Source organism: Corallococcus interemptor, assembly GCF_003668875.1.
Taxonomy (GTDB): Bacteria; Myxococcota; Myxococcia; order Myxococcales; family Myxococcaceae; genus Corallococcus; species Corallococcus interemptor.
Genome location: NZ_RAWM01000070.1, coordinates 38231 through 44307, shown reverse-complemented (window position 1 = coordinate 44307; position 6077 = coordinate 38231). Strand labels below are relative to the sequence as shown.

Here is a 6077-nt window from a genome sequence, read left to right as displayed (position 1 = left end):
CCCGCGCTCGTGCTGCCGCGCCGCGTGCCCTCCGCCTCGCCCGGCCCGGAGGCGGTGACGGCCGCCGCGTCCGCGCTCGCGCTGCTCCAGTCGAAGCTCAAGGGGCCCAGCTGGAAGGTGACGCGGCTGGCGCGCAAGGCCCGCCACGCGCTGCGGGTCCTGGGCGGCGTGGACCCCGCGGCGCACCCGGCCCTGGCCGCGCCCTTCGCCGCGCTGATGGCGCACGTGGTGGGCCCCAAGGCGGAAGGCCGGCTGCCGGTGCGCCACGCGCTGGGGCTTTTGTCCCAGGTGGACGTGGCGGCCTTCCAGCGCGCGGCGGAGATGTGGAAGGCCGCGCCCGCCGGCTCCGTGCCCGCGGGCCTGGCCGCCGCGAAGACGCTCAACGACCCGGAGCTGGCGCTGCGCGTGACGGCGCTCCTCGCGGAACGCCCGGACCTGCGCGACGGCTCCGAGGACGCGTGGACGAAGCGCTGGGCCGCGCTCAAGCCGCACGTGGAGGCCCACCTGTCCGGCGTGGGCCAGTCACTCGCCGCCTTCGTGGGCGGCGTGGACGCGGGCTCGGACGCGCACCTGTCGAAGCGGCTCTCCCGGCTGGGAGCGTGACGCTTCGGGCCCGTGCGCCGCGTCCGGGCCTACGGTGCGCCTTCCGCCGCGCTGCCGTTGTCGGACGCGGCGGGCTTCTTCTGGAGGGATTCGGCCGTGGGCTGACGGTCCACCTCCTCCGGCGGGTAGGCCAGCGCCGCGCCCAGGTACTTCTTCGCCTGCACGCGCCGGCGCTCCGCCTTCGACAGCCCCTCCGGGCTGAGCAGCGTGGCCTCCGCCTCGCCGGCCTTCTCCACGACGTGGCCGTCGCAGAAGAACCACTCGGTGCGCTTTCCCTCCGGCGACTCGCGCGCGAAGTAGAGGTCCGGCTGGCCCACCTTCGAGGGCTTCGGGCACCAGGTCTCCTTCGCCTTCGCCTCGCGCTCGGCGCCCTGCTCGCGCCACTGCTTCTGGGCCTCGCGCAGCGCCGCGGCCGCCTGGATTTCAGGCCCCAGCGCCATCCGCTCCCGCGCCTCCGAAAGCAGCGTCGCGCCGCGCTGGGCCAGGTCCGGGAACGCGCCCGCGCGCCGGAAGTCGCAGGCCTTCAGCGCCTGGAGGTTGGACTCGTGCACCTTCAGCACCGGGGGCAGTGTGCGCAGCCCCTCCTCCAGCAGCGCCAGCTGCTTCGCGTGCTCCAGCCCGTCCGGGTCCAGGGCCTGCTCCGTCTCCTTGATGAAGCGCGCCAGCAGGCCGTTCACCGCGGTCAGCTCGTCCTGGAACCAGCGCGGCTCCGAGTCGCAGGGGCTCGCCTTCGCCCCCGTGTAATCCCGATACTCCGCCCGGGACATGCCCAGCGCGTAGTGCTGGACCGGAGGCGCCTGCTTCGCCGCGCAGCCTCCGAACACCGCTCCCAGTCCCAGGAGCGCGATGCTTCGTGCCAGTGTCATCATCCGGTCCATTCTGCCAGTCCTATGGGCCCCTACAAACCCGCGAAAAGCTCCCTGGACGGGGAGCGGCCGGGGGACATGCCGTGAGTGACAGGGTTGTGACAAAAGCACGGGCGGGCTTTCGGGGACCGCGACCCGGGGTACGAGGGGGAGCATGAAGCCCCGGATTCTCCTCATCATTGGCGTGCTGGCCGCCCTGCTGGGGGTGTTCTACCTCCTGGCGGCCCCGGAGGCGCCCCGCACCGAGACGCCCGAGTCCGTGTCCGCGCCGCTGCCTTCGCGCAAGCGCGTGACGGACATCACGTTCCTCTACAGCACGGAGAAGCGGGCGTGGGTGGAGGCGGCGCTCGCGGACTTCGAAAAGACGCATCCCCGGGTGCGGGTGACGCTGGTGGGGCAGGGCTCGCTGGAGGCGGCGCAGGGCATCCTGGAGGGGCGGGAGAAGCCCACGGTGTGGAGTCCGGCGGACAGCGCGGAGCTGCGCATGCTGGCGGCGGACTGGGCGACGGACCCCTCGCACGGGCCGCTGTTCGCCACGCAGGGGGACGCCGCGCCGCACCCGCTGGTGATTACACCGCTGGTGTTCGTGGGCTGGCAGGACCGGATGGACGTGCTGCGCAAGGCGGGCGGAGGCGCGGCCCTGTCGTGGAAGACGCTCCATCGCGCGGTGGCCAGCGACCGGGGCTGGCCCGCGGTGGGCGGCCCGCCGGAGTGGGGCTTCGTGAAGCTGGGCCACACGGACCCCACGAAGTCCAACTCCGGCCTGCAGGCGCTCCTGTCCGCGACGCTGGAGTACCTGGGCCGGCGCGAAGGCGTGAAGCAGGGGGACCTGTTGGATCCGGGCTATCAGGCGTGGCTTCAGGGGCTGGAGCGGGGCGTGACGCGCTTCGAGCCGTCCACGGGCACGTTCATGACGGACCTGGTGCGCTACGGGCCATCCCGCTACGACCTGGCGCTGGTGTACGAAAGCCTGGCCATCGCGCACCTGGGCCACGCTCAGGGCCGGTGGGGGCAGCTGCGGGTGGACTATCCGCCGGTGACGCTGTGGAGCGACCATCCGGCGGCGGTGCTCCAGGCGGACTGGGTGACGCCCGAGCAGCGCGAGGCGGCGCTGGAGTGGGTGACCTTCCTGCGCAGCCCGGAGGTGCAGGCCCGGGCGCTGGCGTTCGGCTTCCGGCCGGCGGATCCGTCCGTGCCGCTGAAGACGCAGGACGCGGACAACCCCTTCACGCGGCTGGCGGCGCAGGGCATCCGCGTGGACGTGCCGCCCGCGGCGGACGTGCCGGACGCGTCCGTGCTGCGCACGCTGTTGAACCTGTGGTCGCGCATGGGTGTCGGGCGCTGAGGCGCGCGTGGTAGCTTCCCCTCGCGGGCGCCGGCCGGGTCGCCCTTGAGAAGCCGAGGGGGAAGTCCAGATGACACGTCGTGGGAAGGGGTGGCTCGCGCATCGCGCGTGGGCCCTGGGATTGCTGCTGGTGTTGGGGCTGGGCGCGTCGTGTGACACGAAGCCCGGACCGCCTCCGGTCATCGAGTCGCCTCCGGACATCAAGCCGCCTCCGGACATCGAGCCGCCTCCGGACATCGAGCCGCCTCCGGACATCGAGCCGCCTCCCCCGGTACCGGACGATGGACTGCCACGGCCCCAGGTGCTGGCGGAAGGAGCGCGGCTGCTGGAGGTGGATGCGCGGCAGCGCTTCATGCTGTTCGTCCGGGACGGGGGCACGTACGCGCAGGCCCTGCCGGACGGAGTGCCGGTGCGCATCTGCGGCGAGGCCGAGTCGGTCTCCGTCTCGGATGACGGCGACAAGGTCCTGCTCTGGAGCCCGCAGGGGCAGGACGTGTCCACGCGGTCGTTCTGGCTGTGGCGGCGGGGGACGCCCGCCGCCATCCTCCTCACCTCCCGGCTCTGGGGCGGCTGGGAGTTCGACCCGCCCATGTCCTACGTCGCCTACGCGGACTTCGAGGGCTACGGGAAGTCGTCGCCCCTGCGCATCGTGCGAACGGCCTCCTGCACCCCGGAGGCGTGTCCGGTCTGGGAGCCGTTCCCGCGCATCGCGCGCGCCAGCCCTTCCGAGGAACCATCGCCCCAGATGCTCCTGTGGCAGGACGGGCACATCGTCTCGCTCGACGTGATGTCCGGCGCCCTCACGGACCTGGGCCCGAGCGTGATGGGCCCGCTGCGCTCCGCGAACCGTGCCTGGTACGGCCTCTTCGACGCGGAGAACCACCTCCAGGTGTTCGACACGGCCACGCGGACGCTCCAGTGGGAGCACGTCTGGCGGGATGAAGCCACCCGCGCGAAATGGCACGTCTCCAACGCCTTCTTCACGTCCGCGGGCAGCGTCGTCCTCAACATCCGCTCGAACGCCGACGTGGTTCCTCCGAACCAGAGCGACACCGTCGTCTGCGACGCGGCGGGCTGCCGGGACACCCAGGGCGGCACCTGCTCGCCCGCGTCGTCCGACCCGGAGGTGCTGGGCTGCCTCATCGACCTCTGCCCGGGGCGCGACTGCTGGGTGTATGAGTATTCCTATCTCGATGCAGCCGGGCGGACGCTCGTCTATCTCGACAGGGACGCGAGTGTCTCCGCGGGGCCCATCTTCAGCCCGGCGCAGGACCAGGTCTGGATGGAGGGCTCGCCGAAAAGCACCCTCAAGTGGAAGGATGCCACGGGGACGCGTCAGACCGCCGTGGAGGGGTTCGTGGAAGGACTCCTGTTCCTCTTCACGCCCGCGCCCCACCAGCTGGTGTTCACCCGGGCGCTGCCCGACGGAAGGGGCGGGACGGATTTCCGCCTGTCCCGCTGGGATGGCCAGACCGTGTCCGACGTGGTCCGGCTGGGAGGCTCTCCTGCCTGGGCTCGCTCCTCGTTCAAGGTGCGTGACAACCCGCGCATGCTCTACGTGACCCTGGGCGGAGAGAAGGGGCCCTTCACCATCGTCCAGGTCCCGCTCCCCTAGTCGAGCGGACCTGCGCGACGCGACGATTCTCCAGCACTTCGAACCCTGAGGCCGACCATCTCCGTGCCAGGAAATCAGGCTGCCGCCGTATCACTCCCATGACATCCATGACGGGGAGGCAGCGCATGCCGTTGCTTGGAAGCCGTTCGTTCGCGGGACGCGCACTGCGGGTCCTGGGGCTCGTGCTGCTCGGGGTGGGGTTGAGCCACTGCAAGGGGGATCCCGACGGAGTGGATGCGGGCGTCGACGCCAGCGTGGATGTCGGCGAAACACCGGACGCGGGATGGGACGCGGGGCCTCGGGTCCAGACGTTGATGCAGGACGTGAACCTGCTGGACGTGGATGCCCAGCAGCGGTGGCTCGCCGCGGCACAGCGGGATGACGGGGGGACGGTAGCCCAGGACCTCGCGACTGGAGAGACCCGGCGCATCGCCCCCGCTGCCGATCGCGGAGCCTTCTCGAGTGATGGCCGCGTCCTGGTCCTCACCCGTTCCCCGGGAGGGGGCAACACCGCCTGGCTGTGGCGGGCGGGGGACGCGGAAGCCTCCGTGATGGGCACGCAAATCTTGAGCAACGTGGCGCTCAAGGAGGGCGCCACCCCCTATGCCGCCTTCCTCGAAGGGACCGCCACGGGGGGCTCGGAGCTGCGCAGGGTGTTCCCCCAGGCGTGCGATGGGGGGACGTGCCAGGTCGAGACGTTGGCCCAGGTCGAGGCGGAGTGGGCAGAACCCGCGGGCATCTCCGTGGGGGAGCGCTTCCTGTGGCTGCGGGGCACGCGCGCCACCTGGGCCTTCGATACGGAGCTGGGAACGCTCACGGAGATCGAAAGAGGCTTCAACAACCTGGTGCGCGTCTCCCAGAGCGGCAATCGTTTCGCGCGGCTTACTTCCGAGCGACACCTCCTGATGTACGAGACCCGGACGCAGGCCCTGCTCTGGGAAGTGGTCGTCCCACCGAGCGATAAGGAGCTCCGGGAGGTCTCCTTCCTCGACGAGGACACCGTCATCGTCGGCAGGGCCAATGACCTGGGGGCGCACCCTCGCGAGAACTCCGTTGCGTGTACCTCACGGGGGTGTGAATCGCTTGGCGACACGCTCTGCCGTTCCCGGAGCATGGGTGGCGCGACGGTGCTCTTCTGCTCGGCCACGGTTTGCTCCGGTGTCACCCCTTGCGAGCGGAGTTACGACTTGATGCGCAGCCCCGGGGTGACGCTCTCCCATCTGGAGGGAGCCATCGACCTTGAGCCCACCCTGAGCGATGACCTGTCGACGGCGGCGTGGATGACCTACGAAGTGAGCAACCCGGCGGGGAGCCGGACCCTGATCCGCGAACGGGGGATGACCTCGCAGTGGCTCGCCTTCCCACGGAAGATCGACATGACGGTCTTCTCCTTCGTGCCGGGGCAGCAGCGGTTCGTCTTCGTCAATCCGAAGCAGGATGCGAACGGCGGTGTGGAGAACGTGCTCTCGCTCTGGGACGAGGCGGGCGTGGAGGAGGTCGGCGTCGTCGAAGGCACGCCCGTCCACCCCCTCTTCCGGACGTCGCCGCCCGCGCTCTATCTGAACGCGTCGCAGCCGGCGTCGGATGGCGGTGCCGACGTGAGGATCCTCCAGCGCTTCGCGCTCTGAGTCCAGGCGCGCTCCGTGGC

At 71.2% G+C, this 6077-nt stretch carries 5 protein-coding genes; 4 read left to right on the top strand and 1 reads right to left on the bottom strand.

Annotated features, from left to right (window positions below; translation table 11 throughout):
* Positions 1 to 603: molybdenum metabolism regulator (locus D7X96_RS23620; protein WP_121770763.1), on the top strand; the 603-nt coding region annotated here is incomplete at its 5' end.
* A 29-nt stretch (positions 604 to 632) separates the two neighbouring features.
* Here D7X96_RS23620 and D7X96_RS23615 read toward each other — a convergent pair.
* Complete coding sequence (locus tag D7X96_RS23615; protein ID WP_233610010.1) at positions 633 to 1472, bottom strand: hypothetical protein; 840 nt, start codon at positions 1470 to 1472, stop codon at positions 633 to 635.
* Positions 1473 to 1623: 151 nt separating this feature from the next.
* Here D7X96_RS23615 and D7X96_RS23610 point away from each other — a divergent pair, with 151 nt between their 5' ends.
* The 3 genes from D7X96_RS23610 to D7X96_RS23600 all read left to right on the top strand — a co-directional run bounded on the left by D7X96_RS23610 (position 1624) and on the right by D7X96_RS23600 (position 6057).
* Positions 1624 to 2814 carry a substrate-binding domain-containing protein gene (locus tag D7X96_RS23610; protein ID WP_121770762.1) on the top strand — a complete coding sequence of 397 codons (1191 nt, stop codon included), beginning with the start codon at positions 1624 to 1626 and terminating at the stop codon, positions 2812 to 2814.
* A 70-nt stretch (positions 2815 to 2884) separates the two neighbouring features.
* On the top strand, positions 2885 to 4429 hold the full coding sequence (locus D7X96_RS23605) for a hypothetical protein (RefSeq protein WP_147468379.1): 1545 nt from the start codon (positions 2885 to 2887) through the stop codon (positions 4427 to 4429).
* A gap of 125 nt (positions 4430 to 4554) precedes the next feature.
* Positions 4555 to 6057 carry a TolB-like translocation protein gene (locus D7X96_RS23600; RefSeq protein ID WP_147468378.1) on the top strand — a complete coding sequence of 501 codons (1503 nt, stop codon included), beginning with the start codon at positions 4555 to 4557 and terminating at the stop codon, positions 6055 to 6057.
* Positions 6058 to 6077: the final 20 nt, after the last annotated feature.

Coding starts and splice junctions, on each gene's coding strand:
- D7X96_RS23615 (WP_233610010.1), bottom strand. CDS start 1,472: ATGATGACACTGGCACGAAGCATCGCGCTCCTGGGACTGGGAGCGGTG.
- D7X96_RS23610 (WP_121770762.1), top strand. CDS start 1,624: ATGAAGCCCCGGATTCTCCTCATCATTGGCGTGCTGGCCGCCCTGCTG.
- D7X96_RS23605 (WP_147468379.1), top strand. CDS start 2,885: ATGACACGTCGTGGGAAGGGGTGGCTCGCGCATCGCGCGTGGGCCCTG.
- D7X96_RS23600 (WP_147468378.1), top strand. CDS start 4,555: ATGCCGTTGCTTGGAAGCCGTTCGTTCGCGGGACGCGCACTGCGGGTC.